This is a genomic window from Lysobacter xanthus, assembly GCF_047159895.1.
This window is the reverse complement of record NZ_BAAGAB020000024.1, coordinates 1-26,426: the sequence shown is the minus strand read 5'-3', so window position 1 is coordinate 26,426 and position 26,426 is coordinate 1. Positions and strand designations below refer to the sequence as shown.

The following is a 26,426-nucleotide window of genomic DNA, read 5'->3' as shown; positions in this document are numbered from 1 at the left end:
ATGGGCTCAGGCCGGCAGTGCCTCGACGCCGCGCGTCTTCGTTTCCATTTCCGGCGTGCACGGGCGACCGTGGATCTCCGAGCACTGCAGGCGCGCGGACTCGACCAGCGCCGGCGCGCGCTCGGCGAGGAAGTCGATGAAGACCCGCACGGCGGGGAGCATGCCGCGGCGCGAGGCGAACACCGCGTGGAAGATGCCCTGCGGCAGGCGCCAGTCCGGCAACACCACTTCGAGCTCGCCGGTGCGCACGGCCTCGGCGCAGATGGTCTCCGGCAGCAACGTGATGCCGATGCCCTGCTTCGAGAGCTGCATCAGCATCGGGAAGTCGAAGCCCATGATCCGCGGCTTCAGTTCCATGCGGCGCACCTCGCCGTTGCGACCGTGGAGCTCCCAGCGCTGGCGCGCCTCGTCCTCGCTCATCGACATGGTGACGTGCTCGGTGAGCTCGTCGGGCGTCTGCGGACGCCCCATCCGCTTGAGGTACTGGGGGCTCGCGACCAGCAGTTCCTGGATCTGCCCGAAGCTGCGCATCACGAGGCTGCCGTCGTCGTCGAGCTTGGTGCGCACGCGCAGCGCGACGTCGAAGCCTTCGTTGATGACGTCCACGCGCCGATTGCTGATGTGCATCTGCACGCGCACCTGCGGGTACAGCGCGAGGAACTCGGGCAGCAGCTTCGGCATGTGCTGCTGCGCGATGCCCACCGGCACGCTCACGCGGATCACGCCGCGCGGCTCGGCGCTCAGGCGGTCGACCACTTCGCGCGCGGCCTTCGCTTCCTCGAGCATCGACTGCGCATGGCGGTACACGCTCTGGCCGACGTCGGTGACGGCGAAGCGGCGGGTGGAGCGCTGCAGCAGCCGGACACCGAGATCGTTCTCCAGCTGGCTGATGCGCCGGCTGAGTCGCGATTTCGGGATGCCCAGCGCGCGCTCGGCGGCCGCGAAGCCGGAGTGCTCGACGACGGCGGCGAAGTAGTAGAGGTCGTTCAGATCGTTCATGACGACAGTTCCATGCCCGCAACGGTACGTGGCATTACACCAGCTTAATTCCATGTATGCAACGCCACACATCGGAAGGACCGCGGCGATGCCGCAGACAGGACGATGCCCGTGAAGCTGCTCCAGATCGACTCCAGCGCGCTCGGCGCGAACTCGGCCACCCGCGAACTGACCGCCGCGCTGGTCGAGCTCCAGCGACAGCGCGTTCCTGCGCTGCACCTCATCCGGCGCGACCTCGACGCGGCGCCCCTGCCCCATCTCTCCGCGGCGACGCTGGCGGACCCTGAAGCGGCCATCCAGTCCCAGGAAGTCCTCGACGAATTCCTCGCCGCGGACACCGTGGTGATCGGCGCGCCGATGTACAACTTCGGCATTCCATCGACGCTCAAGGCGTGGATGGACCGGATCACCGTCGCGGGCCGGACATTCCGCTACACGGCGACGGGCCCCGAGGGACTCGTGCGCGGCAAGACGGTCATCCTGGCGATCGCCGCCGGCGGCATGCATGCGGGCCAGGCGACGGACTTCGTCGAGCCGTACCTGCGCCAGGTCTTCGGCTTCCTCGGCGTCACCGATCTGCACGTCGTGCGTGCGGACGGCGTGGCGCTCTCGCCCGAAGATCGGCGCCGGGCCATCGCCGATGCCATCGGCTCGGCCGAGTTCCGCCCGCAGCGGGCGGCCTGAGCCGGAACGACGAAGGCCCGCCGGTGGGCGGGCCTTCGCAACGCGGCCGGGTCCGGCTTCAGCGCAGGACGTCGAGACCGCCCATGTAAGGACGCAGCGCCTCCGGCACGACGATGCTGCCGTCGGCCTGCTGGTAGTTCTCCATCACCGCGATCATGGCGCGGCCGACGGCGACGCCGGAACCGTTGAGCGTGTGCACGGGTTCGGTCTTGCCGGTCTCGGGGTTGCGCCAGCGCGCCTGCATGCGGCGCGCCTGGAAGGCGTCGCAGTTCGAGCACGACGAGATCTCGCGATACGTGCCCTGCGACGGCAGCCAGACCTCGAGGTCGTAGGTCTTCGATGCGGAGAATCCCATGTCGCCGGTGCAGAGCAGCATTCGGCGGTACGGCAAGCCCAGGCGCTCCAAGACGACTTCCGCGCACCGCGTCATACGTTCGTGCTCAAAGAGACTCTCTTCGGGACGAGCGATGCAAACGAGTTCCACCTTTTCAAATTGGTGCTGGCGGATCATGCCGCGCGTGTCGCGGCCATGGCTGCCCGCTTCCGCGCGGAAGCACATCGAGTGCGCGGTCATGCGCAGCGGGAGCTGCCCCTCCTCGACGATCGTGTCGCGCACGATGTTCGTCAGCGGCACTTCCGACGTCGGGATGAGGTAGCGCTTCGACTCGCCCACCGCGGTCGCGAACAGGTCGTCCTCGAACTTCGGGAGCTGGCCGGTGCCGCGCATCGAGTCCGCATTGACCAGCAGCGGGACGTTGACCTCCATGTAGCCGTGCTCGCCGGTGTGCAGGTCGAGCATGAACTGCGCGAGTGCGCGATGCAGGCGGGCCAGGCCGCCGCGCAGCACGGTGAAACGTGCGCCCGAAAGCTTCGCCGCGGTGTCGGTGTCGAGCCAGCCGTTGCGGGCGCCCAGCTCGACGTGGTCGAGCACGGCGAAGTCGAAGGTGCGGGGCGTGCCCCAGCGGCTCTGCTCGACGTTGCCGGCCTCGTCGCTGCCCGGCGGTACGGACTCGTCGGGAAGGTTGGGCAGGCCGAGCGCGATCGACTCGATTTCCTCGCGGATGCCATCGAGGCGCGCTTCGCCGGCCTTGAGTTCGTCGCCGATGCCGGCGACCTCCGCCATCAGGGGCGCGACATCCTCGCCCTTGGCTTTCGCCTGGCCGATCGCCTTGCTGCGCGTATTGCGCAGGTTCTGCAGCTCCTGCGTGCGCGTCTGCAGCTGCTTCCGCTCGGACTCGAGCGCTTCCAGCGCGGACACGTCGAGCGTGTAGCCGCGCGCGGCAGCGAGGCGTTCGGCGACTTCGGCGGGACGCTGGCGCAGCAGGACCGGATCGAGCATGGAGGCGTACGGGGAGCGGGAAAGGCGGCATTATCACCGCAGCGCGTGATCGGCGCCGCTTTCCCGGCGCGTTGACGATGCGGCCCCCAGCATGCCCGGATGGATACGACCCGCATGGCCTCCACACCCTCCCCCGCTCCGCCGTCCCCACCACCGCCGCAGCGGCGCCCGATCCCGCGCCTCTGGCTGTGGCTCGGGCTCGCCTTCCTCGCCGGCATCGTGCTGTTCGCCATCGCGATGAGCCGCGGGCGCGACAAGTCCTTCTTCCACGCGGGCGACGTTCCGCCCTCCACGGCCGAACCCGAATACGCGCCGCTTCCCGCGCCGATGGCCGGCGAGGACGGCTCGGGCATCGGCTCGCTCGAGCCGCCACCGGAGGTGATCGACGAACCTCGGCCCGCCGCGCCTGTCGCCGCCGCGCCGCGCGAGGCCCCGCCCGTGGAGCACGCGCCGCCGCCGCCGGCGCCACGTCCGAGCGTGGCCGATCGCAAGGCCCGCCCGATCCCCGGCCAGACGCCTCCACCGGAATACCCGACGCGCGCACTGCGCAACGGCGACGGGGGAACGGTGCTGGTGATGGTGCACATCGGGCCGGACGGCGTGCCGACGTCGACCGAGATCGCGCAGTCCAGCGGATCGCGCGAGCTCGATCGAGCCGCGATGCAGGCCGTGCGCAACTGGCGCTTCGAGCCGGAGATCCACGACGGCCACCCGACGGTGGGCGAAGCCGTCGTGCCGATCGACTTCAGGCTGTCGAACTGATCGCCGCGCCCGCCTCGCGGGCGAGCGCGTCGAAGCCGGGGAACGACGTCGCCACGTTGGCGACGTCGTCGATCTCGACCGGTGCCGAGGCACGCTGACCGAGGATCGCGAAGCTCATCGCGATGCGATGGTCGCCGCGGCTGTCGACGAAGCCTCCGACGACCGGGCCGCCGTCGATCACGGCACCGTCCGGCTGCTCGTCGATACGCACGCCCAGCGCGCGCAAACCCCGCGCCATGGCGTCGATCCGATCCGATTCCTTGACGCGCAGCTCTTCGGCCCCGCTCACCCGTGTGATGCCCTGCGCGCAGGCCGCGGCAGCGAAGAGCACGGGGAACTCGTCGATCATGTCGGGAACCAACGCCGCTGGCACGTCGATGCCGCGAAGGGGCGCCGCGCGAACGCGCAGGGCAGCGACCGGCTCGCCGCCCTCCTCCCGCACGGCCTCGACGCTGATGTCGGCGCCCATCAGGCGCAGCGCATCGAGCAGGCCGGTGCGGCGCGGATTGATGCCGACCGCCTCGAGCACGAGGTCGGATCCCGGCACGATGGACGCGGCGACGAGGAAGAACGCCGCCGACGAGAAATCCGCCGGAACCGCGACATCGGTCGCCCGCAGTCGCGGTCGGCCGACCAGCGATGCATGGCCCGGCGCGAAGTCGATCTCGGCGCCGAAGGCGCGCAGCATGCGCTCGGTGTAGTCGCGCGTCGGGCGCGGCTCCGTCACGCGCGTGGTGCCTTCGGCGTACAGGCCGGCGAGCAGCAGCGCGGACTTGACCTGCGCGCTGGCGACCTCGGTCGCGTGCTGCATGCCGTGAAGCCGCGAACCGCCGTGGATCCGCAGCGGCGGAAGCCCGCCGTCCATCGCATCGATGCGCGCGCCCATCGCCGACAGCGGCGCGGTGACGCGCCGCATGGGACGACGGGACAGCGATTCGTCGCCGACGAGCACGCTATCGAAGACCTGTCCTGCGAGGAGGCCCGCCAGCAGGCGCATCCCGGTGCCTGCGTTGCCGCAGTCGAGCGCAGCGCCGGCGGGACGCAGGCCGTCGAGCCCCACGCCGTGCACGATGCGAACGCTCGGCTCGGGCGCTTCGATGCGCACGCCGAGCTGCGCGAAGACCCGGGCCGTCGCTCGCGTGTCCTCGCCTTCGAGGAAGCCGGTGATCCGGCTGGTGCCCTCGGCGATCGCCGCGAGCATCACGGCGCGATGCGAGATCGACTTGTCGCCCGGCACGCGCAGGCGGCCGCGCAAAGGTCGACCTGCCTGGGCGATCCAGCGGGCGGTCACGACAGCACCTCGTCGAGGGCCGCGAGCAGCCGACGGTTCTCGTCCGCCGTACCCACGGTGACGCGGCTGTGCCGCGGCAGGCCGTACCCGCCCATCGGACGCAGGATCACGCCGCGCTCGAGCAGTGCCGACTCGATGGTGGGTGTCGACTCTCCGAATTCGACCAGCAGGAAGTTGGTCTGCGACGGCGCGACGTGCAGGCCACGCCTGCAGAGCGCTTCCGCCAGCGTCGCACGCTGCTCCGCATTGCGGGCACGTGACCACTCGAGGTGTTCCGTGTCGCCCAGCGCGGCCTCGCATGCCGCGAGCGCGAGGCCGTTGACGTTGAAACTCTCGCGAACGCGCTCCATGACGGCCACCAAGCCTTCGGCCGCGACGGCGTAGCCGCATCGCAGTCCGGCCAGCGCATAGGCCTTGCTGAACGTTCGGGTGACGACGACGTTGCCCTGCGACCGCACCACCGCCAGCGCGCTGGCATACGTCGGCGCATCCGCAAGTTCGGCGTAGGCCTCGTCGACGACGACGATGACCTGCGGCGGCACCTGCGACAGGAAACGCACCAGCGTGTCGCGGTCGAGCCACGTACCCGTCGGATTGTTCGGATTGGCGATGTAGACGAGCCGGGTCGCCGGGGTGATCGCCGCGAGCAGCGCGTCGGCGTCGTGGCCGCGCGGCATCGCAGCGTCCGCGGCGAGCGCAGGTGCGATGCGCAGCGTGGCGCCGGCGGCCTGCGCGGCCAGCGCGAACACGGCGAAGCCGTACTGCGGCGCGACGACCTCGTCGCCCGGGCCCGCGAAGACCTGTGCGAGCTGCATCAGCAGCTCGTGCGAGCCGTTGCCCAGCAGGATCTGCCGTGCATCGACGCCGAGGCGCGACGCGAGCGCGGCCTTCAGCGACGCGCCGCGCGGATCCGGGTACCGATGCATCAGGTGCAGCGCATCGAGCACCGCCGCGCGCGCGCGGGGCGACGGCCCGTACGGGTTCTCGTTCGAGCCCAGCTCGACGAGCCACTGCGTACGCCCGCGCATCGCCACCACGTCGTGCCCGGGGTCGTAGGCGCGCAGCGCCGCGATGCCGGCAGTCGCGCGCGATGCGAACCAGGCTTCGTCGTACGCGGGCATCATTCGATCGCCACCGGGTACGAGCCGAGCACGCGGATCTCCTGCGCGAATTCGCCGAGCCCGGCGAGCGCCTGCTCCATGCGCGGCTCCTGCACGTGGCCGTCGATGTCGATGAAGAAGGCGTACTGCCACGGGCCGGCGTGGCCGGGGCGCGACTCGATGCGCGTCATGCTCAGGCCATTGCGCGCAAACGGCTCGAGCACGCGGTACAGCGCACCGGGCTGGTCCTTGATGAAGACGAGCAGTGACGTCCGGTCGTTGCCGGACGGCGTGAACAGCTCGCGGCCGAGCACGAGAAAGCGTGTGGTGTTGTCGGGCCGGTCCTCGATGGGCCCGGCGAGCACCTTGAGCCCGTAGACGGACGCGGCGCTGACGCCGGCGATCGCCGCCGCGTCGTCGGCGTTGCGCGCACGCCGTGCGGCGTCGGCATTGCTGGCCACGGGCACCATCTCCACGCCCGGCAGGTGCGTGCGCAGCCAGGCCCGGCATTGCGCGAACGACTGGGGATGCGAATACACCCGCTCGATGTCCTCGATCCGCCCGCCGCGCGAGAGCAGGTGCTGGTGCACGCGCAGCTCGACCTCGCCGCAGATCCGGACGTCGGAGGAGAGGAACATGTCGAGCGTCGACTGGATCGTGCCCTGGGTGGAGTTCTCCACCGGCACCACGCCGAAGTCGGCATGACCGGCCGCCACTTCCTGGAAGACTTCCTCGATGCTGCCGAGCGGCAGGGCCTGCACCGAATGGCCGAAGTGCTTGAGCGCCGCCTGCTGCGTATGCGTGCCTTCCGGGCCGAGGTAGCCGACTTTCAGCGGCTCCTGCTGCGCGAGGCAGGCGGACATGATCTCGCGGAAGACGCGCACCAGCACCGCGTTCTCCAGCGGCCCCGCGTTGCGGTCGACGACGCGCCGCAGGACCTGCGCCTCGCGTTCCGGGCGGTAGTAGTCGATGGCCCGCGCGAGGTCGCCCTTCGCCCGCCCGACCTGGCGCGCGAAGCCCGCGCGCCGACTGATCAGCGACTGGATCTCGTAGTCGATGCCGTCGATCTGCTGGCGCAGCGCGGCCAGGTCGAGCGGCGGAACGGTCTCGTCGGGGGATGACATCGCTATCGCACTCCATCGGTCGGCCCGCGCTGGGCGCCGGCCGGGGCCGGTACGCGGTACCGGCGTTCGGTCAGCCGTGGCGTCGCTGGAAGTCGGCCATGAAGTCGACCAGCGCACGCACGCCCGCCTCGGGCATCGCGTTGTAGATCGACGCGCGCATGCCGCCGAGCGCACGATGGCCCTTCAGCCCGATCAGGCCGGCGGCGACGGACTCGGCGAGGAACGGCTTGTCCAGCGCCTCGTCGCGCAGGAAGAACGGCACGTTCATGCGCGAGCGCACGGCCGGCGCGACCTCGTTGCGATAGAAGCCGCCGGAGCCGTCGATCGCGTCGTACAGCAGCGTCGACTTGCGCGCATTGCGCTGCGCGAATTCGACGACGCCGCCCTCGGCGAGCATCCACTTGAAGACGAGCCCGGCGAGGTACCAGTTCCACGTCGGCGGCGTGTTGAGCATCGACTCGCCCTTGACGTGCGAGCGGTAGTCGAAGATGTCGGCGCGCGGCTGGCCTTGGCGCTCCAGCAGGTCGCGACGGATCAGCACGACGGTGACGCCGACCGGCCCGAGGTTCTTCTGCGCACCGGCGTAGATCACGCCGAACCTGGAGACGTCGACCGGCTCGGACGCGATGTTCGAGCTGAAATCGGCCACCAGCGGAACGTCGCCGACCTCGGGGACGTCGCGGAATTCGACGCCGTGGATCGTCTCGTTCGCGGTGACGTGCACGTAGGCCGCGTCGTCCGACAGCTGCCACGTGCCGCGCGGCGGGATGTCGCGGAAGCCACCGGCCTCGCCGGTCGCCGCGACGTGCGCGTCGACGTACGGCTTCGCCTGCTTGATCGCGGTCTTGCCCCAGTGGCCGGTGACCACGTAATCCGCACGCTGGCCGGGTGCGGCGATGTTGAGCGGCACGAGCGCCTGCGCGGTGGTCGCCCCACCCGCGAGGAACATCACCGCGTAGTCGTCGGGCACCGACAGCAGCGTGCGCAGGTCGGCCTCGGCCTCGGCGGCCACGCCCATGAATTCCTTGCCGCGATGGCTCAGTTCCACGATGGACGCCCCGACGCCGCGCCAATCCATCAGCTCGTCGCGCGCCTGTTCGAGGACGACGTCCGGAAGGGTGGCGGGACCGGCACTGAAGTTGAAGACGCGGGGCATCGTTGGGGCTCGCGGACGGGGTGGACCCCGAGTATGCCGCAGCGCAGCACGCGGGCCGGGCCCGGGGCTGCATCTTTTTCATCATGAGGGCCGTCTAATCGGTTATCGACCGGAGCCCGCCCCCATGTCCCTGCGCGATGCCCTGAACATCCCCTCGCGGGAGATCACCGACGAGGCGGTGTACCGCGACCGCCGCCGGCTGGTCGCGCTCCTGGCCGCGGCCCCGGCTCTGGGGCTGGCCGGCTGCGCCGCCGCGGAGCCGCCGCCCGCGCCTGCGGCCGCTCGTGTCGACCCGGCGCGCATGCGCGCCGGCTTCGGCACCGCCGAGCCGCGCACGACATTCCAGGACGCGACCACCTACAACAACTTCTACGAGTTCGGCACCGGCAAGGCGGATCCATCCCGCGCGGCGAAGACGCTCCGGACGCGCCCGTGGACGGTCGCGGTCGGCGGGCACTGCGCGAAACCCGGCCGGCTGTCGCTTGACGACCTGCTCAAGGGCCTCAAGCCCGAGGAACGCGTCTACCGCCACCGCTGCGTCGAAGGCTGGTCGATGGTGATCCCGTGGCTCGGGGTTCCGCTCGGGGCCGTGCTGCGGCGGTTCGAGCCGACGTCGAAGGCGAAATTCGTCGCGTTCACCACGCTCGCCGACGCGAAGCAGATGCCCGGCATGAGCTATCCGTCACTCGACTGGCCGTACCGCGAAGGCCTGCGCATCGACGAGGCGATGCATCCGCTGACGATGCTGGCCACCGGCCTCTACGGCAAGGCGCTTCCGCAGCAGAACGGCGCACCGCTGCGCCTCGTCGTGCCGTGGAAGTACGGCTTCAAGGGCATCAAGTCGATCGTGGCGATCACCTTCGTCGAGAAGATGCCTTTCACCAGCTGGAACGACCAGGCGTCGGACGAGTACGGCTTCTTCTCCAACGTCAATCCCAACGTCGACCATCCCCGCTGGAGCCAGAAGACCGAGCGCCGCATCGCGGGCACCGGCAGCAAGCTGTTCGCCGATCGCATCCCGACGCGGCTGTTCAATGGCTATGCCGAACAGGTCGGCGGGCTGTATGCCGGGCTCGACCTGAGGAAATGGTTCTGACGCGCCCGGCGCGGCCACCTGCGCGGCGTACCGATCCCCGCATCGTCGCGGCCAAGGCCGTGGTGCATGCACTGGCGCTCGCCCCGGCGGCGTGGCTCGCCTGGCAGGTGCGCTCGGAACTCGTGCTCGGCAGCGGCGCGCTCGGTGCCGATCCGGTCGCCGCCATCGAGCACTTCCTCGGGCTGTGGGCGCTCCGCTTCCTGATGATCGGCCTTGCGATCACGCCGCTGCGCCAGCTGACCGGCCGCGCGGTGCTGCTGCGCTTCCGCCGCATGCTGGGGCTGTACGCATTCCTATACGCGACCGCGCACTTCGCGGCCTACGTCGTGCTCGACCTGCGCGGTGACCTGTCGCAGGTGGCCGCCGAGATCGCCAAGCGCCCGTACATCACCGTGGGCTTCGCGGCATGGCTGATCCTGGTGCCGATGGCGGCGACGTCGTTCCAGCGCGCGATGCGCGCACTCGGTCGCCGCTGGGGGCAACTGCACCGGCTCGTCTACGTCGTCGCAGTTCTTGCCGTGCTGCACTTCTGGTGGCTCGTGAAGTCCGACATCCGCGAGCCGGCGCTCTACGCCGCGATCGCCGCGCTGCTGCTCGGCTGGCGCGTCTGGAAACGGATGCAGGCGAAGGCTATGCCGCGCCGTACAGCAGCAACAGGCTGAGCGCACCCGCGAGCAGCACGGCCGCGAGGATCAGCCACGGCAGGCGGCGCGTCGCCCGACGCAATTGCGGATCGGCGATGGTCCGCGCAGCGGGCTTGCGCTCCCGCGGCGGCTCCAGTGCGATCGCACGCGCCGCCTCGACGACGAACCGATGCTGGCCCGCGATGACCAGCTGGTCGCCCGGCACGAGCAGCGCGCTCTGCAGCGGATGCCCGTTGACGCACACCGGCGCGCCCGCCGTCGACGACGACGCGCGAACGCCGCGCGCGGTGACCTGCAAGGTGACCTCGCGCGCGCCGATGGCCTCGTCGTCGATCGGGATGTCGCAGTCTTCGGAACGGCCCAGCACGCATTCGCGCTCGAGCGGGAAGCAACGGCCGTGGTGGCGCCCGGCGATCGCGCGAAGCACCGCGCGTGCGTCGGCCCGCGCCGCGCCGCCCTCTTCGCCCGGTTCCGGTCGGCGCCCCACCAGCAGGCACTCGACGCCGGCGAGGAAGACCGAGTCGCCCGCACGCAGCATCGCCATGTGCCGCACGGGCCGCCCGTTGACGTAGACGCCCCGGACCCCTTCGCGCACCTGCAGCCAGACGCCACGCGAGTCGACGTAGACCTGCGCGACCGGCTCGCCGTTGACGGGCAGGCGCGGATCGAGCAACGACGCCGGGATCGCGTGTACGCCCGGCTCGAGATCGAGCAGGTCGCGGTCGGAGCCGGTCAGGCGAAGTCGGAGGGCGGTCACGCGGCCGGAATCTAGCACGCCCACGCGCCCTTGCCGCCGATGCCGGACAATCGCCGGTGTAGCCGAGGAGTCCCCCATGTCCACGATCGATATCCGCCACACCCACGGCCTCGCGCCGGAGCAGGCCCGCCAGGCCGTGCAGCACATCGCCGAATCGCTCGCCCAGAAGTTCGGCGTCGACCACGGCTGGCAGGGCGATGCCCTGACGTTCCGGCGCAGCGGCGTCGACGGACGCGTCCATCTCGAGCCCGATGCCGTGCGCGTCACCGCGGAGCTCGGCTTCCTGCTGGGTGCGATGAAGGGCACCATCGAGTCCGAAATCCGCCGCGTGCTGGCCGAACGCTTCCGCTGAGCCGGTTCGCCGCGCGGTTATAGTCGTCGCCCCAAGGAAGACCCGTCCCCCGCATGTCGCCTGCCGCTGCCTACGCCTCCGGGCTCGCCCTCGCCTTCATCGCCGCCGCCGCGTGGATTGCCCATCTGTGGACCGCGCGGCAGTCGCGCTACGAGACCCGTGAAGGGCTCGGGATCCTCTCCGCCATGCGCTGGCGCGAGCTGTCGAACCTGGTGGTGGATGCCCTCGCCGCCTCGGGTTTCGAGCGCGAGTCGGCCGACCAGCAGCGCGAGCGCGGCTCGGGCGACGTCTGCGTGTATCGCGACGGCCGGCCCTGGGTGCTCACGTGCCGCCAGGGCCTCGCCCACGTGGTGACTGCGAGCTCCGCCGAGGAGTTCCTGCGGTCGGTGCGCCTGCAGCAGGCCGCCGGCGGCCTCATCGTCACTCCCGGACACGTCGAACCGCAGGCGCGGCTGGTCGCGCCGAACGTCGAGCTCGTGGACGGCGCCGAACTATGGAAGCTTGTCGGGCCGCTGCTGCCGTCGAGCGTGCACGCGGAGATCGGCGCCCGCGCGCGAGCCCGCGTCCTGCGTGCGACCGGCACCGCACTGGCCGCCGCGACGGTTGGCGGCCTGCTGCTCGGCTTCGCGCTGTCCCAGATCGCCGACGACGCGGGCGAGTCGGCCACGACGGCGCCTCCGGCCGCCGCAGTGAAGGCGCGGCCCGCCACGACGCCCGCCGCCAGCGCCGCCCCGAAAGCACCGATGAGCGAGGACGAGGAACGCGAGGCGATCGTGCGCGAGATCGCGCACCTGCCCGGCGTGGACCGCGCGCTGTGGTCCACCCATTCGACGCTGCAGGTCTTCCTCAACGATCCGACCGTGGCGAGCGACAGCGCGCTGTGCGCCGTGATGAAGCGCTACGAACTGCTGCGTGCCTCGCGCCTGCAGATCCAGAGCCCGGCAGGCGCCGAGCGCCCGGTTCGCTTCATGCAGTGCGCGGTCTACTGACCGCGCACCGTCGCACCGCGTTCAACCGTCGAAACGCGAGAACACCAGGCAGGCGTTCGTACCGCCGAAACCGAAGCTGTTGGACATGACCGTGCGCAACTGCGCCGGCGTCGTCTCGCGCAGGACGGGATAACCCTCGGCGCGCTCGTCGAGCGTCTCGATGTTGAAGGACGCGGCCATGAAGCCGCCCTGCATCATCAGCAGGCTGTAGATGGCCTCGTGCACGCTCGCGGCGCCCAGCGAATGGCCGCTCAGCGCCTTCGTGGACGAGAGCGGCGGAATCGAATCCCCGAATACCTGGCGCACGGCCTGCAGCTCGGTGATGTCGCCGACCGGGGTCGAGGTGCCGTGTGTGTTGAGGTAGTCGATCGGGCGATCGAGGCCGTCGAGCGCCATGCGCATGCAGCGCACCGCGCCTTCGCCGGACGGCGCCACCATGTCGACGCCGTCGGACGTCACGCCGTAGCCGACGAGCTCGGCGACGATCGTGGCGCCACGCGCCTGCGCATGCTCGAGCGATTCGAGCACCAGCATGCCGCCACCGCCGGCGATGACGAAGCCGTCGCGGCCCGCGTCGTACGGACGGGACGCGGTCTGCGGATTGTCGTTGTAGGACGTCGACAGCGCGCCCATCGCATCGAACTGGCACGTCATGCCCCAGTGCAGTTCCTCGCCGCCGCCCGCGAGCACGACGTCCTGTACGCCGTGGCGGATCATGTCGGCCGCCGCGCCGATGCAGTGCGCGGACGTGGCACAGGCCGCCGAGATCGAATAACTCACGCCCTGGATGCCGAACGCGGTGGCGAGCGCGGCCGAGACGGTCGAGCACATCGTGCGCGGCACCATGTACGGGCCGACGCGCCGCACGCCCTTCGCCTTCAGCAGGTCGCCGGTCTCGATCTGCCACTGCGCCGAGCCGCCGCCCGAGCCCGCGATCGCGCCGGCCCGCGGCGTGCGCAGCACGGCGGGATCGAGCCCCGCATGCGCCACGGCATCCATCGCCGCGACATAGGCATGCGCGGCGGCGTCGCCCATGAAACGGCGCAGCTTGCGGTCGACCAGCGCATCGAGGTCGAGCGCCGGATCGCCGGCCACGCGGCTGCGCATGCCGAGCGCTTCGTACTCCGGCACGTAGCGCAGGCCGGACCGGCCTTCGCGCAGGGACGTGGAGACGTCGGCCAGGTCGCGCCCGAGGCACGACGTCAGGCCCATCCCGGTGACGACGACACGATGCATCAGAAGCCCTCCGTCGAAACGAACAGGCCGACGCGCAGGTCCTTGGCCACGTAGATCTCGCGGCCGTCGACATAGGTGCGGCCGTCGGCGATGACCAGCGCGAGCTTGCCGCGCATGACGCGGCGGATGTCGATCTCGTAGCTGACGAGCTTCGCATCCGGCAGCACCTGGCCGCTGAACTTGACCTCGCCCACGCCGAGGGCGCGTCCGCGGCCCGGTTCGCCCAGCCACGGCAGGTAGAAGCCGGCGAGCTGCCACATCGCATCCACGCCGAGGCAGCCGGGCATCACCGGGTCGCCGAGGAAGTGGCAGCCGAAGAACCAGAGGTCCGGCGTGATGTCCAGCTCGGCGCGGATCACGCCCTTGCCGTTGCGGCCGCCCGTTTCGGAAATCTCGGTGATGCGGTCGAACATCAGCATCGGGGGCGCCGGCAGTTTCGCGTTACCGGGGCCGAACATCTCGCCGCGGGCGCAGGCCAGCAGCTGTTCGCGGTCGAAGGAGGAGGGTCGGTTCATCGTCACGACGATCGGGAAAAGCCCGCGAGTCTAGCCGGTCGCCCCGCTTCCGCTCAGTGCGGCAGCGTAGGGTCGGCGTCCGGGGGAATCCCCGATGCTGACGGCGCGGCCGCCAGCGTGGAGTGAATTCGACGCGAAGGCTTGGCGGCGGCCGGATCGCTCGCCTATACTGCGCGGCGCTTCGGGCGGTTAGCTCAGCGGTAGAGCATTGCCTTCACACGGCAAGGGTCGCAGGTTCGAACCCTGCACCGCCCACCAGTTCGCATCACGAAAGCCGCCTCCGGGCGGCTTCGTCATTTCCGGGCGAAACGCTGGCACGGATGCTGCGACCGCAGCGGCCGCTCGAACGCCGGATCCGGTCGAATTCAGCAACGACGCGCGGTGGCAGTACGGCCGCCACGGCGAGCGGACGAAGGATCTGCAGACGCTGGAAATCCTTGCAGACTCACACGCGCCGTTAACCGCGGCGTGACTAGCCTCCCGGCATCGAACCGCGGAGCGCCCCATGACCGAATCCCATCCGTCCGTCCTCATCGTGGATGACGACGTGACCTTCGCCTCCGCCGCCGCCGACTTCGCTCGTGCGCATGGCTTCGAGGCGACGGTCGCGCATTCGCTCGAGGAGTCGCGACGCGCGATGGGCCGCGGCATGAGCGACCTGACGATGCTCGACGTCAGCCTTCCCGACGGCACGGCGTTCGACCTGTTGGACGAACTCGACGCGGGCCAGCACAGCCGCATCGCGCTGATGACCGGGGAGACCTCGGTCGAGACCGCCGCGCGCGCCGTGCGCCTGCCCGTGCTCGACTACCTGCTCAAGCCGCTGTGCCCGCAGCATTTCGGATCGCTGCTGCAGCAGGCCTCGTCGCGCTCCAGCGCGTTGACGGCCGGCCGCTCGCCGGGCGGCATCGTCGGCGACTGCGAAGCGATCCGCAGCCTCTCGGCGAGTCTCGAGCGCGTGGCCCCCGCGCGCGTCTCCGTCCTGATCACCGGTGAGAGTGGCACCGGCAAGGAACTCGTGGCGCGGTCCGTGCACGACCGCAGCGGCCGGCGCGGCGCATTCGTCGCCGTCAACTGCGGCGCGATCGCGCCGGACCTGCTCGCCAGCCACCTGTTCGGGCACGAGCGAGGCAGCTTCACCGGCGCACAGCAGCGCCACGTCGGCTATTTCGAGCAGGCGCACCGCGGGACGCTGTTCCTCGACGAGATCACCGAGATGCCGACGCCGCTGCAGGTCTACCTGCTGCGCGTGCTAGAAACGGGCGAGGTCACGCGGGTGGGCGGCACCGATTCCATTCCGGTCGACGTGCGCATCGTCGCCGCCACCAACCGCGACCCCGTGCAGGCGATAGAACAGGGCGTGCTGCGCGAGGACCTGTACTACCGCCTCGCCGATTTCATCGTCGCCCTGCCCCCGCTCCGTGCGCGCGGCGACGACGTGGTGCTGCTCGCCCATGTCTTCGTCGAACGCCTCAATGCCGAGCACGGCGTCGAGAAACGACTGGCGCCGGACGCCGCCAGGATGCTCGGCCGGCATGGCTGGCCCGGCAACATCCGCGAGCTGCGCAGCGTCGTGCAGCGCGCCTACCTGATGAGCGACGGGCCGCTCGTGCGAATCCCGCCGCTGGGCCGTCGTGCGACGCCGCTGCACCAGGACGAGACCAGCATCGTCTTCCACGTGGGCATGAGCTATGCCGACGTGGAGCGCGAGATGCTGACCAAGACGCTTGCGAACGTCGACGGCGACAAGACGGAGGCCGCGCGCATCCTCGGTGTGAGCGTTCGCACCATCCACAACCAGCTCGCGCGACTCGCGGTGGCCGCGGACGCCGAGAGCCACCTGCCGCATGCGTGACCTGCCGCCGCCAGGCGGCCTGCCACCGCCGCCGCATCACACCGGGCGCTGGCGGCACGATCTGTCGAACGAAGTGAATTCACTGACGATGGCGACGTCCGCTGCGCGTTACATGCTGGAGATGGGCGACGTCCGCGCGGCGATGATCAACATCGCGCGCGCCGAGGATGCGGGCATGCGCTGCATCGAGCTGCTGCGACACATGCCGCCCGCGCCCTGAAGCCGCTGGCATTGCAGCAAAGAAAAAGGCCCGCGAATGCGGGCCTTTTCCGTTACGCCGGGCGCGACCGATCAATGCGCCGAGCTGCTTCCACCGGTGGTGCCGGACGAACCCGGACGCGACGTCGAGGAGTCCTTGCCGCGCGTCGCGCTGGACGACGAGCTGCCCGCCTGGCGCGAGCCCGCATCATCGGACTCGCTGGTGGCCGACTCGGCGCCCGTCAGCGACGAACCCGTACCGGCACTCTGCGACTGCGAGGACTGCGAGGCCGACTGGCCGGACTGACCGGAGAGCGACGACGAGCCGCCCGAGCCCGACGACAGCGACGACGAGCCCGAACCACCGGACAGCGACGCGGTCGAGCTGCTCTGACCGCTCTGCGAGGCCGCCGACTGGCCCGACTGCTGCGACGAGGCGGACGTCTGCGATCCGCCCTGCGACGACGCGACGCGCACGCGGTTGTCGATGTCGCGCACGCCGGCGCACGACTCGGCGATGTCCTCGATGCGGTGCTTCATCCACCGCTGCTCGACCGTGCCGTCGAGGACGATCTTGCCGCCCTCGCAGCGCACCTCGATCTCCGAGGAGTCGATGTCATGCGCGTTCATCAGGCGCTCGTGCAGGTCGTCGATGATGCGCTCGTCGGACCGCACGTAGTTCTTCGGACCCCGCCCGCGGCGGGACTGCGTCTGCGATGCGCCCTGCGAGGACTGCTGGCCGTAGCCGTACATGCCGCCCTGCGCACCCTGCGCGAACTGCGCGCCGCCCGAGCCCTGACCGTACTGCGACTGGCTGTCGCCCTGGAACGTCGACTGCGAGCGGTTCGAGTAGCCGCCGTCGCCGTAGCCGCGGCTCGATCCGAACTGCGACTGGCCGGCGCCGTGCTGCGACGCGCCGAAGCCATTGCCCTGCTGGCCGTAGCCCTGCGAGCTGGAGCCGTGCTGCTGCGACTGCGCGCCGTAGTGCTGCTGTGAGCCCTGCTGCGACGTGCTCTGCCGCTGCGCGCCCTGGCCCATCTGCGTGCTGCCGTAGTCGCCTTGGCCGCGCCAGGTGCTGAAGCTCGACTCGTGCTGCATGTACGGGCTGCCGTAGCCGCCGTGCACGCCGGTCTGCGACGCGCCGAAGCCACCAACGAGGTACTCGCGGTCACGCGAATGATCCGCGCCGCCGTACGTACTGCCCTGCGTACCGTAACTGCTGCCGCCGGAACTGCCGTAGCTGCTGCCGCCCTGCGAACCGTACTGCTGCTGGCCGTAGCCCTGCGAACCGTAATTCGAGCCCTGCCCCTGGCCCTGCGCGTGGGACAGGCCACCGGAGCCCTGGCTCTCGCCGCCGTAGGCGCCATAGCCCGGGGTGCGGCCGGACTGCTCGCCGGAGCCCTGCGATGGGTTGTGCTGCGAGCTGCCGTACGCCTGCGAGCCCTGCTGCGCGCCGTACTGCTGCTGCGAGCCGTACTGCTGCGCGCCGCCGTGCATCTGGGCGCCCTGCGAGCCCTGGCCGTACTGCTGCGACGAACCGTAACCGCCCTGGCCCATCGAACCCATTCCCTGCTGCTGGCCCTGTCCATAGCGCTCGGAGCCGCTCTGGAACTGCGAGCCGTAACCCTGTCCGGACGAACTCTGCTGCCCGCCTTCCGACGTGCCGTAGTTGCTCTGGCCGTACTGGTTGCCGCGGCCGTACATCTCGCCCTGGTTCATCTGGTTCGTGTAGCCCGGATCCCACTGTCCGGCCTGCCGGCCCGAACCGTCGCGCGCGGCCTGCGCGTTCTGCGACTCGTTGTTCGAGCCGTACTGCGAGCCGCCGTAGCGACGGCCGGCCTGCGTGTTCTGCTGGTTCTGATGCTCGTCATGATGCATGTCTTGTCTCCGTTCGTTGAGCCAGTTTCGACCGGCGTTGACCGCCTGGGTCCCGAGTCGCACCACGTCATTGGCGACTTCGCGGAGGTGGCGTCCCATCTGTTGATCACGCACTGAACGTTCCTCCCTGTTCCGGATTTCCGGCGTGCTTGCGCCGCGCTTGTGGCGACGATGGGAATGGCGCAAGTCGCGTGCCATGCCGCAGCCGTGCCGCCATGGGGCGGACGACCACCATGCGGCTGCGCTTGTTGCCCGAATGCGAAGAAATTTCCGCGAAGCGGCCGTGGCCGAACGCAAGGCTCACATGCGTTTGACGCGCCCGTGCCATTGGCTTTGCGAAGGTTCACACCGGGCCGGACGGCCCTTACCTCACGAGCGAGAAACGATCATGAACAAGACTCTGGCGATCGCCGCGACGGCCCTGCTCCTGGCCGCGTGCAGCCGCAACGACCAGGCCGACCAGTCGGCCACCACGACCCCGGCCGCCACCGACGCGACCACGTCGGCCGCGCCGGCGACCGACACGGCCGCCACTCCGGGCACCGACATGAGCGGCACATCGACCTCGGCCGACATGTCCGGTTCGGCGACCGGCACCACCGGCACCGACACGATGGGCACGGGCACGTCGACGGGCACGGGTACCGACACGATGGGTACCGGCACGGGCACGGGCACCGGTACGGGTACGGGCACGGATGCGAACCAGCAGAACGGCACCGGCACCGGTACCGGCACCGGCACCACGCCGCCGACGCCGTAACGGCATCGCGCAGCGGGACGACGACGGCGGCGAAAGCCGCCGTCTTTTTTTCATGCCTCCGTCGGCGTCAGACCGGCAGAGGCCGCGCCGCCGCGATGATCGCCGCGGCCTCGTCCGGCACGCCACGGCGAGGCGCGTCGGCGAGCGTATAGCGCGCCGGACTGCTCACCCTCGACAACTCGGCCCAGGTCACCGGCACCGCGACCGGGGCGCCCTTTCGCGCCCGCAGCGACCAGCTCGCGACGCTCGTCGCGCCCCGGCCGTTGCGCAGCCAGTCGATGAAGATGCGCCCGTGCCGCTTCGCCTTGCTCATCGTCGCGACGTAGCGATCGGGGGCCTGACGCTCCATCGCGTCGGCGAATGCGTCGCAGAAACGTCGGACCGCCTCCCAGTCGGCCTTCGGCTGCAGCGGCACCACGACGTGCACGCCCTTGCCGCCGGACAGCTTCGGAAACGACTCGAGGCCGACGTCTCGCAGGCGATCGCGCACCTCGCGCGCGGCTGCACGGATCTGCGGCCACTCGATCGTGGGGTCCGGATCGAGGTCGAAGACCATCCGGTCGGGTTGCTCCAGCGTCTCGATGCGCGAACCCCATGGATGGATCTCCACCGTGTTCATCTGCACGAGCGACATCAAACCTTCCAGGCTGTCGACGTAGAAGTACGTTGCCTCGTCACCATCGTTCTCGACGATCTCGAACGGCTTCACTGCCGCGCTGAAGCCGTGCTTCACGTGCTTCTGGAAGAAGTGCTGACCGCCCACGCCGTCGGGGCAGCGCACGATCGAAAGCAGGCGCCCGCTGATCTCCTCGAGCAGCTGCGGCGCGGCGGCGCGGTAGTAGTTCCAGACGTCCTGCTTCGTGTATCCCGCGTCCGCGAACACGACGCGATCGGGGCTGCTGAGCGTGGGGAGGTTCGAATCGTCGAGGTCGATCGATCGGCGCGACACGGCCTTGCGCCGCGAATCGGGCTTCTTCGCCGCCGTCTTCGCGGCGGTGCCGGACTCCGGGGCGATGGATGTGCTTTGCGTCGCCGCGGCGCGCGCCACCTTCTTCGCCGGGGCCTTCTTCGCCGCAGTCTTCTTCGTCGTCGCGACCTTCTTAGCAGCCTTCTTGGACACGGTCTTCATCACCTTCGTCTCCGGCTGTTCGAGTGCCGCCGCGGTGGCCGGCTTGTCGTCGCGCAGGCGATGGAACGAGGCCTGGCGCACCAGCCCCTCCTTGCCCCAGCCGCGGAAGAAGACCTCGACGACGCGTTCGGGCCGCACCCAGTGGATGCGCCCCTTCGGCAGCGGCACGTGCCTCGGGATCTCGACGACTGGCTCCTTGATCTCGATCTGCCGGAGCGACTTCACGAGGTCGAGCAGCATGTCGTTGCCCATGCCCGAGCCGACGCGACCGGCGTAGACCAGCGTGCGGTCCTTGTACTGCCCGAGCATCAACGAACCGAGGCCCTGACGGCCGCCCTTCGGCGGCGTGTAGCCGACCACCACGAAGTCGCGCGTCTCCGCCGTCTTGACCTTGAGCCACTGGTCGGAGCGGCCATCGATGTACCGCGAATCCGCCCGCTTGCTGATGATGCCTTCCATGCCGCGATCGCGCGCCGCATCGAAGATCTCCGGTCCGCGGCCGGCGATGTGCGTGCTGTAGAAGAAGCGCGGGTCGCTGCCCTGCAGCAGGCGTTCCAGCAGCGCCTTGCGCTCCACGAGCAGTGCGCGCCGGAGGTCGTGGCCATCGAGGGCGAGCAGGTCGAAGACGACGTAGCGCAGGCAGGTGGCGTCCTTCTCGGACAGCGCGCGCTGCAGCGCGTTGAAGTCGCTGTAGCCCGACCGGTCCACCGCGATGAGTTCGCCGTCGAGGACCGCGGACGCGCCGAGACCGCGCAGCATCTGGATGAGCTCCGGCGCGCGCTCGTTCCAGGGGATTCCGTTGCGCGACCACAGCATCGGCTCGCGACCGGACTGTCCGAGCAGGCGGTAGCCGTCCCACTTCCACTCGTGGATCCACTCGCCGCCGACGGGCGCGTTCTCGGCCGAAACGGTGAGCATCGGCTGCACGAACTCCCCCATCGGGAATTCCGCCCCGCCGGCGAGACGCGCCGCATCGCGCTTGAGGGAACGAAGATCGCGCACCGCCCCGGACTTCGCCGCGTTCGCGCGCGCTGTCGCGGCCTTCTTCGTGGCCACCTTCTTCGTGGCCACCTTCTTCGTCGCGCGCGGCGTCGTCGCCTTTTTCGTCGCGGACGCCCGCGTCGTCTTCGTCTTCGCCATTGCGGCGTCTCCGGTATCGAAGCCCTTGCGGGCGCGGATCTCCAGCCCCGCCTTCGTCGACGCGCCGGGCGCGTCCGGCGGCGGTGCCTGCAGGTCGCCGATGAGGTCGTCGGCTTCGAGGTCGCCCGCGTACTCGTCGGTGCGCTTGAGCAGCATCCACTGGCCGCGACGACCGCGCTGATGGGTGCGGATCAACGACCAACGGCCCTTCAGGCGCTCGCCCTCGAGCCTGAAGTCGAGGCGGCCCTTGAGGATCGCGGCCTGCAGGTCGCCCTCGGGCGTCCACGTGCCATGGTCGAAGATCGCCATGTGCCCCGCACCGTATTCGCCCTCGGGGATCAGGCCTTCGAAGTCGCGGTAGCGCAGCGGATGGTCTTCGGTCTCGACCGCGAGGCGCTTCTCGCCCGGTCGGAACGATGGCCCGCGTGGGACCGCCCAGCTGCGCAGCACGCCGTCCACTTCCAGCCGGAAGTCGTAGTGCCGTGCACGGGCATGATGCAGTTGCACGACGAACGACAACGGCCCGCCGCGCCGCTTCGGCACGTCGCCCTTCGGCTCGGCGGTCCGCGCGAAGTCGCGCTTGCGGTTGTATTCCTGAAGGCCCATGGATCAGGCGCGCTTCTTGGTGCTGCGTGGCTTGGCCTTGGGCTTGGGCTTGACCGCTGTGCGTGACGTCTTCTTGGCCGCCTTCGACGTCCCACCGCCCTTGCCTTCCAGGCTCTTCTGCAGCAGCGCCATGAAGTCGACGACGTTGGTGGCCGTCTCCGCCTCTTCCTCGTCGTCGTCCTCTTCGATCTTGGTGGTGCCCTTCTGCTTGATGCGCTCCTTGATCACCTGCGACAGCCGCTCGCGGAACTCGTCCTTGAAGTCGGCCGGCGTCCATTCGTCCGTCATGGACTCCATGAGCATCTCGGCCATCTCCATCTCGCGTGGGGTGACGTGCCAGGCTCGCGCGCTGCCGGCGGGCAGGTCGTATTCAGAGACCTCGACGAGTTCCTGCGGGAACCGCATCAGCAGCAGCATCAGCGCATCGCCTTCGGGCCGCACCATGCACAGGTACTCGCGCGTGCGGATCACGACGCGCCCGACGCCGACGCGGCCGTTCTTCTTGAGCACCTCGCGCAGCAGCACATAGCCCTTCTCGGCTTTCTTGCCCGGCACCAGGATGTACGGCTTCTCGATATACGACGGCGAGATCGACTCGGCATCGACGAACGATTCGAGCGCGATCGTCTCGTGGTTCTCCGTCGCGGCGCGCTGGATGTCCTCCGGCTGCAGTACGACGTAGTTGTCCTTCGAGAACTCGTATGCCTTGACGATCTCCTTCCACGGCACTTCCTCGCCGGTGTCGGCGTTGACGCGCTCGTAGCGCACCGGCGTGTTGTCGCGGGCGTCGAGCATGCGGAAGTGGATGTCGGTCCGGCGCTCGCCCGACATCAGCTGGATCGGGATGTTGAGCAGGCCGAACGAGATCGAGCCGGTCCAGATGGGCCTGGCCATGGGGCGTCTCCAGCGTGTTTTCCGAACCCTCGCGCAGCCCGCGTCCGTGCCGGGTGAAGCGGCCGGGCGATAATGGCGGGGTCGGTTGACCCGGGAGAAACGCGATGGCCGAGCGGCCCGTGCTGTTCCACAACAAGTCGTCGTGTTCGAAGTGCCGTGGCGCGCTGGAACTGCTGCACGCGCATGGCGTGGACCCCGAGGTCGTCGACCTCACGGCCACGCCGCCGGGGCTAGAGCTGCTGCGAATGCTGGTGCGCCGAACGGGCGGCAGTGCGCGCGACCTCCTGCGCACCGGCGAGCCGGCCTACGCGGCACTCGGGCTGGCCGACCCGTCGCTCGACGACGAGGCGGTGCTCGCCGCGATGGCGTCGCATCCGGAGCTCATCGAGCGGCCGATCCTCGTCGTCGGCGACCGGGCCGTGGTCGGTCGACCGCCCGAGCGCGTGCTCGATCTGCTGGGCGACTCCTGACTCAGGCGAGCTTGGTCGCCCTCAGCGCGGCCACGCGCGGCGGCGGTGCGAAGGAGTCGCTTCGCGCATCGTCCCAGTACTGCTGGAACACGGCGTGCTCGGGCATGCCCGCGAGCAGCTCGCCCGGCGCGAGGAAGCGGTAGATCGCGGCCAGCGAGCGCACCTCCGTGGCCGAGACCCGCCGCATGATGTGCTCGGGCCCCAGTTCGGACGGATGCTGCAGGCCCGCGGCGCACAGCAGGTCGCGCATCGCCTTGAGCGTGTTCGCGTGAAACTGCTGCACGCGTGTCGACTTGTGGGGTACGTCGAGTGCGCGCCAGCGCTTCGGGTCCTGCGTGGCCACGCCCGTCGGGCAGCGGTCGGTGTGGCAGCTCTGCGCCTGGATGCAGCCCACCGCGAACATGAAACCGCGGCCTGCATTGCACCAGTCGGCGCCCATCGCCATCGTGCGCGCCAGGTCGAAGCCGCTGATGATCTTGCCGGCCGCGGCGAGCCGCACGCGATCGCGCAGGCCGAGACCGACGAGCGTGTTGTGCACGAGCATCAGGGCCTCGTGCATCGGCACACCCACGTGGTCAATGAATTCCGCCGGCGCCGCGCCGGTGCCGCCCTCGGCACCGTCCACGACGATGAAGTCCGGCAGCAGCCCCGTCTCGTGCATCGCCTTGGCGATGCCGAACCATTCCCACGGATGCCCGATGGCGAGCTTGAAGCCGGTGGGCTTGCCTCCCGACAGATTGCGCAGGCGGTCGACGAATTCGAGCAGGCCCTTCGGGGAGTCGAAGGTCGAATGGCGCGCGGGGGAAATGCAGTCGACACCCGCGGGCACGCCCCGCGTCGCGGCGATCTCGGCCGTCACCTTGGCGCCCGGGAGGACGCCACCGTGCCCGGGCTTCGCGCCCTGCGACAGCTTGACCTCGATCATCCGCACCTGCGGATCGGCGGCGGCGGCCGCGAACTTCGTCTCGCTGAAGCTGCCGTCCTCGTCGCGGCAACCGAAGTAGCCCGATGCGACCTCCCAGACCAGGTCGCCGCCGGCTTCGCGGTGGTACGGCGAGATCGAGCCCTCGCCCGTGTCGTGGTAGAAGCCGCCCATCTTCGCGCCCCGGTTGAGCGCGCGGATCGCATTCGCCGAGAGCGAGCCGAAGCTCATCGCCGAGATGTTGAAGACGCTCGCCGAATACGGCTGCGGACGGCCTTCTCCGACGGTGATTCGGAAGTCGTGCGGCATGTGCTCCGAGGGCCGCATCGAATGGTTGATCCATTCGTACTCCGGCCCGTACACGTCCTGCAGCGATCCGAACGGCCGCGTGTCCAGCACGGACTTCGCGCGCTGGTACGCGAGCGCCCGCTCCTGGCGCGAGAAGGGCACTTCGGCCGTGTCCGCCTCGATGAAGTACTGGCGCATCTCCGGGCCGATCGCCTCGAGCCCGTAGCGGAAGTGCGCGAGCAGCGGGTAATTGCGCCGCAGCGTGCTGCGGCGCTGCAGGAGGTCCCACGTGCCCAGCGCCGCGAAGGGCGCCAGGACCGCGAACGCGATCCCACCGTGGCCGGTCACGGCGAAGATGCCGATCGCGACGAGCGTCGCGACCACCACGGCGATGTAGAGCGCGTATCTCATGCGGCCTCCTGTCGCGGCGAGCATACCCGTCGAGCGCAAAGGCACCGTGGGGACTCAGTCCGCTCCGAGGCTCGCATGCCACGCCGCATAGGACGTCGTATGCACCATGTGCCGTCCCAGGTCGGGCGCGCCGTCGTCCCACCAGACCGGTCCGCGCTCCCCGAGCGCGACCTTGGCGCGATGCACGTCGCGACGCGCACGCGTGGCGGCTTCGGCGTCACCGTCGCGCATCGCCTGCCCGATGGCCCGACGTGCGGCCATCAGCAGGCGGACCAGCCGCTGGCGTTCGTCATCGGCGAGCCCCGGGTCGGCGCGGCGCCAGAGCCGTCCACGGACGACGATGTAGCGGCCGTCGGGCGTCACGGTGGGCGGTTCGCGTGTGGCCATTGGCGGAGCCTGCGCGCCGCGACGTCGTCGCAACGTGGCCCGCGGCCGAGACTGAGGAACTGCCCGGAGCGGGACTCGAACCCGCACGACTAGGTCGGGGGATTTTAAGTCCCCTGCGTCTACCGGTTTCGCCATCCGGGCGTGGGCATAGCTTACGGCTTCCGGAAAAAAGAACGCCCCGCATCGCTGCGGGGCGTCGATCTGGAGGCCGAGGTCGGAATTGAACCGGCGTACGCGGATTTGCAGTCCGCTGCATAACCACTCTGCCACCCGGCCGGGAAGCGTCGGGCACACTATCGAAGCGTGCCCCTCAAAAGACAAGACCCCGCGAGCGGGGTCTGGTCGAACGGTTCCGATGCACTGGCTCCGAAGAATCTGGAGCGGGAAAAGGGACTCGAACCCTCGACCCCGACCTTGGCAAGGTCGTGCTCTACCAACTGAGCTATTCCCGCGGAACAGGCTGCGCATTCTACGGAAGCCGCCGGCCGTGTCAACACTCCGCCTGAAGATTTCGCGCTACGCAGCGCCGGTTCGCGTGTCCTTCGACAGCACGGGCCAGGCCGCGCGCAGGTAGGCCCAGCCGGACCACAACGTCAGCAGGGCCGCGGCCGCCAGGAGCCATTCCCCGATCGTGAACACCGGCACGCCGAGCACCGGATCCTGGAACAGCAGGCAGGTCAGCGCGACCATCTGCACGATCGTCTTGAACTTGCCGATGCTCGCGACCTTCACCCGCGCCCGCTCGCCGAGCTCGGCCATCCACTCGCGCAAGGCGGACACGGCGATCTCGCGCCCGATGATCACCGCGGCCCACAGCGCCATCCACTTGGTGGGGTGCACCTGCACAATGAGCAGCAGCGCCACGGCCACCATCAGCTTGTCGGCGACGGGATCGAGGAAGGCCCCGAACGCGGAATACTGGTCGTAGCGGCGGGCAATCCAGCCGTCCAGCCAATCGGTGATCGACGCCACGGCGAACACGGCCGCGGCGGCGAAGTTCGTCCACTTGTACGGCAGGTAGAACACGAGCACGAGCACCGGGATCAACAGGATCCGCAGCAGCGTCAGGGCGGTGGGTACGGTGATGCGCATGCCTTACTCCGCGCCCTCGGACGGCGCCAGCCCGTGCAGGGTGTCATAGATCCGCTGGGCGAGCGCGGCGTTCACGCCCTCCACCCGGGCGATTTCCTCGACCCCCGCGCCCTTGAGCCCCCCGAGCCCGCCGAAGTGCTTGAGCAGCGCCGCCCGGCGGCGCGGGCCGATGCCCGCGATGTCCTCCAGCCGGCTCGTGGTGCGCGCTTTCTGTCGCTTGCCGCGGTGACCCGTGATCGCGAAGCGGTGGGCTTCGTCGCGCACCTGCTGGACGCCGTCCTCTCGCTGTCGGCCTGCAAGAACGAAACCCCGACGGCGCAGAACGAGGCCGACCAGGCCGCCGCTGCTG

General features: G+C 69.9%; 26 protein-coding genes and 4 tRNA genes. 11 read left to right on the top strand and 19 right to left on the bottom strand.

Annotated features, from left to right (window positions below; genetic code table 11):
* Nucleotides 1-6: 6 nt before the first annotated feature.
* Complete coding sequence (locus ACY35P_RS08085; RefSeq protein WP_462115323.1) at nt 7-999, bottom strand: LysR family transcriptional regulator; 993 nt, start codon at nt 997-999, stop codon at nt 7-9.
* Between the two features lie 111 nt (nt 1,000-1,110).
* On the opposite strand from ACY35P_RS08085, the gene ACY35P_RS08080 reads away from it, so the two are divergent.
* Nucleotides 1,111-1,683 (top strand): FMN-dependent NADH-azoreductase, encoded by a 573-nt coding sequence (locus ACY35P_RS08080; protein WP_462115322.1) that lies wholly within the window; start codon nt 1,111-1,113, stop codon nt 1,681-1,683.
* A 58-nt stretch (nt 1,684-1,741) separates the two neighbouring features.
* Here the strand turns inward: ACY35P_RS08080 and serS are convergent, their stop codons facing one another.
* Nucleotides 1,742-3,022 (bottom strand): serine--tRNA ligase, encoded by a 1,281-nt coding sequence (gene serS, locus ACY35P_RS08075; protein ID WP_462115321.1) that lies wholly within the window; start codon nt 3,020-3,022, stop codon nt 1,742-1,744.
* A gap of 114 nt (nt 3,023-3,136) precedes the next feature.
* Between serS and ACY35P_RS08070 the strand changes: the two genes are divergently transcribed.
* Nucleotides 3,137-3,784: an energy transducer TonB gene (locus ACY35P_RS08070; RefSeq protein WP_462115320.1), complete on the top strand. Its 648-nt coding sequence runs from the start codon at nt 3,137-3,139 to the stop codon at nt 3,782-3,784.
* Here the strand turns inward: ACY35P_RS08070 and aroA are convergent.
* The 4 genes from aroA to serC all read right to left on the bottom strand — a co-directional run bounded on the left by aroA (nt 3,768) and on the right by serC (nt 8,455).
* Nucleotides 3,768-5,075: a 3-phosphoshikimate 1-carboxyvinyltransferase gene (aroA, locus tag ACY35P_RS08065; protein WP_462115319.1), complete on the bottom strand. Its 1,308-nt coding sequence runs from the start codon at nt 5,073-5,075 to the stop codon at nt 3,768-3,770. The genes ACY35P_RS08070 and aroA overlap by 17 nt on opposite strands.
* Nucleotides 5,072-6,196 carry a histidinol-phosphate transaminase gene (hisC, locus tag ACY35P_RS08060; RefSeq protein WP_462115318.1) on the bottom strand — a complete coding sequence of 375 codons (1,125 nt, stop codon included), beginning with the start codon at nt 6,194-6,196 and terminating at the stop codon, nt 5,072-5,074. Before hisC ends, aroA begins: the two co-directional genes overlap by 4 nt.
* Complete coding sequence (gene pheA, locus ACY35P_RS08055) at nt 6,196-7,299, bottom strand: prephenate dehydratase (RefSeq protein WP_462115317.1); 1,104 nt, start codon at nt 7,297-7,299, stop codon at nt 6,196-6,198. The genes hisC and pheA overlap by 1 nt, the downstream gene beginning before the upstream one ends.
* Before the next feature lie 70 nt (nt 7,300-7,369).
* Nucleotides 7,370-8,455 carry a 3-phosphoserine/phosphohydroxythreonine transaminase gene (gene serC / locus ACY35P_RS08050; RefSeq protein WP_462115316.1) on the bottom strand — a complete coding sequence of 362 codons (1,086 nt, stop codon included), beginning with the start codon at nt 8,453-8,455 and terminating at the stop codon, nt 7,370-7,372.
* A 124-nt stretch (nt 8,456-8,579) separates the two neighbouring features.
* Here serC and msrP point away from each other — a divergent pair, with 124 nt between their 5' ends.
* Together msrP and ACY35P_RS08040 are read left to right on the top strand one after the other, a co-directional pair.
* Complete coding sequence (gene msrP, locus ACY35P_RS08045) at nt 8,580-9,551, top strand: protein-methionine-sulfoxide reductase catalytic subunit MsrP (RefSeq protein WP_462115315.1); 972 nt, start codon at nt 8,580-8,582, stop codon at nt 9,549-9,551.
* Nucleotides 9,542-10,213 carry a protein-methionine-sulfoxide reductase heme-binding subunit MsrQ gene (locus tag ACY35P_RS08040; protein ID WP_462115314.1) on the top strand — a complete coding sequence of 224 codons (672 nt, stop codon included), beginning with the start codon at nt 9,542-9,544 and terminating at the stop codon, nt 10,211-10,213. Before msrP ends, ACY35P_RS08040 begins: the two co-directional genes overlap by 10 nt.
* Here the strand turns inward: ACY35P_RS08040 and ACY35P_RS08035 are convergent.
* Nucleotides 10,182-10,952, bottom strand: coding sequence for an FHA domain-containing protein (locus ACY35P_RS08035; protein WP_462115313.1), 771 nt, complete (start codon nt 10,950-10,952; stop codon nt 10,182-10,184). The genes ACY35P_RS08040 and ACY35P_RS08035 overlap by 32 nt on opposite strands.
* Nucleotides 10,953-11,028: 76 nt before the next feature.
* On the opposite strand from ACY35P_RS08035, the gene ACY35P_RS08030 reads away from it, so the two are divergent.
* Nucleotides 11,029-11,304 carry a polyhydroxyalkanoic acid system family protein gene (locus ACY35P_RS08030; protein WP_462115312.1) on the top strand — a complete coding sequence of 92 codons (276 nt, stop codon included), beginning with the start codon at nt 11,029-11,031 and terminating at the stop codon, nt 11,302-11,304.
* A 53-nt stretch (nt 11,305-11,357) separates the two neighbouring features.
* Nucleotides 11,358-12,293, top strand: coding sequence for a restriction endonuclease (locus ACY35P_RS08025; RefSeq protein ID WP_462115311.1), 936 nt, complete (start codon nt 11,358-11,360; stop codon nt 12,291-12,293).
* A gap of 21 nt (nt 12,294-12,314) precedes the next feature.
* On the opposite strand, the gene fabB is transcribed toward ACY35P_RS08025, so the two are convergent.
* Nucleotides 12,315-13,529, bottom strand: coding sequence for a beta-ketoacyl-ACP synthase I (fabB, locus tag ACY35P_RS08020; RefSeq protein WP_462115310.1), 1,215 nt, complete (start codon nt 13,527-13,529; stop codon nt 12,315-12,317).
* Nucleotides 13,529-14,044 carry a 3-hydroxyacyl-[acyl-carrier-protein] dehydratase FabA gene (gene fabA, locus ACY35P_RS08015; RefSeq protein WP_462115309.1) on the bottom strand — a complete coding sequence of 172 codons (516 nt, stop codon included), beginning with the start codon at nt 14,042-14,044 and terminating at the stop codon, nt 13,529-13,531. The genes fabB and fabA overlap by 1 nt, the downstream gene beginning before the upstream one ends.
* A 183-nt stretch (nt 14,045-14,227) precedes the next feature.
* On the opposite strand from fabA, the gene ACY35P_RS08010 reads away from it, so the two are divergent.
* The 3 genes from ACY35P_RS08010 to ACY35P_RS08000 all read left to right on the top strand — a co-directional run bounded on the left by ACY35P_RS08010 (nt 14,228) and on the right by ACY35P_RS08000 (nt 16,119).
* Nucleotides 14,228-14,302 (top strand) — tRNA-Val (locus ACY35P_RS08010).
* 247 nt (nt 14,303-14,549) lie between these two features.
* The gene (locus ACY35P_RS08005; RefSeq protein ID WP_462115308.1) at nt 14,550-15,899 is read left to right on the top strand and encodes a sigma-54-dependent transcriptional regulator; all 1,350 of its coding nucleotides are present in this window, start codon (nt 14,550-14,552) and stop codon (nt 15,897-15,899) included.
* Nucleotides 15,892-16,119, top strand: a complete 228-nt coding sequence (locus ACY35P_RS08000) for a hypothetical protein (protein WP_462115307.1) — start codon at nt 15,892-15,894, stop codon at nt 16,117-16,119. Before ACY35P_RS08005 ends, ACY35P_RS08000 begins: the two co-directional genes overlap by 8 nt.
* 71 nt (nt 16,120-16,190) lie before the next feature.
* On the opposite strand, the gene ACY35P_RS07995 is transcribed toward ACY35P_RS08000, so the two are convergent.
* The gene (locus ACY35P_RS07995; protein ID WP_462115306.1) at nt 16,191-17,975 is read right to left on the bottom strand and encodes a BON domain-containing protein; all 1,785 of its coding nucleotides are present in this window, start codon (nt 17,973-17,975) and stop codon (nt 16,191-16,193) included.
* A gap of 388 nt (nt 17,976-18,363) precedes the next feature.
* Here ACY35P_RS07995 and ACY35P_RS07990 point away from each other — a divergent pair, with 388 nt between their 5' ends.
* Nucleotides 18,364-18,738 (top strand): hypothetical protein, encoded by a 375-nt coding sequence (locus tag ACY35P_RS07990; RefSeq protein WP_462115305.1) that lies wholly within the window; start codon nt 18,364-18,366, stop codon nt 18,736-18,738.
* Between the two features lie 67 nt (nt 18,739-18,805).
* On the opposite strand, the gene ligD is transcribed toward ACY35P_RS07990, so the two are convergent.
* Nucleotides 18,806-21,613, bottom strand: coding sequence for a DNA ligase D (ligD, locus tag ACY35P_RS07985; protein WP_462115304.1), 2,808 nt, complete (start codon nt 21,611-21,613; stop codon nt 18,806-18,808).
* A gap of 3 nt (nt 21,614-21,616) precedes the next feature.
* Nucleotides 21,617-22,507, bottom strand: a complete 891-nt coding sequence (gene ku / locus ACY35P_RS07980; protein ID WP_462115303.1) for a non-homologous end joining protein Ku — start codon at nt 22,505-22,507, stop codon at nt 21,617-21,619.
* Nucleotides 22,508-22,611: 104 nt separating this feature from the next.
* Between ku and ACY35P_RS07975 the strand changes: the two genes are divergently transcribed.
* Nucleotides 22,612-22,977, top strand: a complete 366-nt coding sequence (locus tag ACY35P_RS07975; protein ID WP_462115302.1) for an arsenate reductase family protein — start codon at nt 22,612-22,614, stop codon at nt 22,975-22,977.
* A gap of 1 nt (nt 22,978) precedes the next feature.
* Here ACY35P_RS07975 and ACY35P_RS07970 read toward each other — a convergent pair whose 3' ends face one another.
* The 7 genes from ACY35P_RS07970 to ACY35P_RS07940 form a co-directional block, all read right to left on the bottom strand.
* Nucleotides 22,979-24,598, bottom strand: coding sequence for an FMN-binding glutamate synthase family protein (locus ACY35P_RS07970; protein WP_462115301.1), 1,620 nt, complete (start codon nt 24,596-24,598; stop codon nt 22,979-22,981).
* Nucleotides 24,599-24,652: 54 nt separating this feature from the next.
* Nucleotides 24,653-24,985, bottom strand: coding sequence for a hypothetical protein (locus ACY35P_RS07965; RefSeq protein WP_462115300.1), 333 nt, complete (start codon nt 24,983-24,985; stop codon nt 24,653-24,655).
* Between the two features lie 60 nt (nt 24,986-25,045).
* Nucleotides 25,046-25,126 (bottom strand) — tRNA-Leu (locus ACY35P_RS07960).
* A 61-nt stretch (nt 25,127-25,187) separates the two neighbouring features.
* Nucleotides 25,188-25,261, bottom strand: a tRNA-Cys gene (locus ACY35P_RS07955).
* A 100-nt stretch (nt 25,262-25,361) separates the two neighbouring features.
* Nucleotides 25,362-25,437: transfer RNA gene (locus ACY35P_RS07950), tRNA-Gly, on the bottom strand.
* 64 nt (nt 25,438-25,501) lie between these two features.
* Complete coding sequence (gene pgsA, locus ACY35P_RS07945; RefSeq protein ID WP_462115299.1) at nt 25,502-26,077, bottom strand: CDP-diacylglycerol--glycerol-3-phosphate 3-phosphatidyltransferase; 576 nt, start codon at nt 26,075-26,077, stop codon at nt 25,502-25,504.
* A gap of 3 nt (nt 26,078-26,080) precedes the next feature.
* On the bottom strand, nt 26,081-26,426 hold a 346-nt coding region (locus ACY35P_RS07940; RefSeq protein WP_462115298.1), incomplete at its 5' end, for a helix-hairpin-helix domain-containing protein.